The sequence below is a fragment of the Streptomyces chengmaiensis genome (assembly GCF_029846775.1).
Classification (GTDB): Bacteria; Actinomycetota; Actinomycetes; order Streptomycetales; family Streptomycetaceae; genus Streptomyces; species Streptomyces chengmaiensis.
This window is the reverse complement of the sequence record NZ_JARWBG010000129.1, coordinates 1-1111: the sequence shown is the minus strand read 5'-3', so window position 1 is coordinate 1111 and position 1111 is coordinate 1. Positions and strand designations below refer to the sequence as shown.

Here is a 1111-nt window from a genome sequence, read left to right as displayed (position 1 = left end):
GGGGCTGCGGGCGGCGGAGCCGGCGGGGCTCCCGGTCCGCAGGCGCATGGCTCGCCGGGCGACAGCCCGCGGGCGGCCTCCGGTCCGCAGGCGCACGGCTCTGCGGCGACCCCGGCGCCCGCGACCACGCTGCCGGGTGGCCGGGTGCCGGGCCCGGGGCGCGGCGACGCCTCGGAAGCGCTGTACGCGTACGAGCACGACGCGCCGTCTGCGCGTGAGCAGACCACCTCCGAGCAGACCACCTCCGAGCAGGCCGTGCCGGAACAGGCCGTGTCGGAACAGGCCGTGCCGGAACAGGCCGTGCCGGAACAGGCTTCTCACGGGCAATGGGCCGGCCGCGACCGGGGCGGCCACCGGCAGGCCACAGCCATACCCGACCACGCCTCCCACGAGCCGACCGTGAGCGACCGGCCCCTCCGCGAGCAGCGGACCGGCCATGAGCACGGCGGTCACCGGCCGGCCGCAGCCGACCACGCCTCCCATGGACCGGCCGCGGCCGGACAGCCCTCACGCGAGCTGCAGACCGACCGCGAACCCGACGACCGCCGGAATCCGGACGGCCACCGGCGAGCCACACCCGAGCACGCCCTCCACGAGCAGAGCGCCCCCGGGCGGGCCCCACACGGGCAGCGTGCAGGCCAGGAGCAGGGAGCCGGCCGCGAGCAGGAGGGCCGCCCGCACGCCACGCCCGAGCACGCCTCCCACCCGTCCGCCGGGAGCGACCGGCCCCTCCCCGAGCAGCGGACCGGCCGCGAACCCGACGACCGCCGGGATCCGGACGACCGCCGGCAGGCCGCACCTCAGCACGCCTCGCACGGCCCGAGGGCAAACGACCCGACCGCGAGCGCCCCCTCGGCAGCCCGCCCGACCGCTGCCGACCCGTCCGTGCAGGGCCCGACCGCGACCGAGCCGACGGTGCATGAGCGGGGCCCCGAACAGCCGCCTCCGGCCCCCGGCGCACCGGACGCCCCGGGGACGACCGACGCCCCGCGGGCGCACAGCAGACGGCAGACGACCCCGCCGCGCGGCACCCGGCTGCCGGCGGCCGGCAGCCCGGCCCGCAGGCGCGGGATAGGCGCGTGGGCGCGCCGGCTGACCGGCGCCCGGGACG

The 1111-nt window shown here is 79.7% G+C and carries 1 pseudogene; it reads left to right on the top strand.

Annotated features, from left to right (window positions below):
* Positions 1-1111: pseudogene (locus QCN29_RS36695) on the top strand (hypothetical protein); the annotation flags it as partial.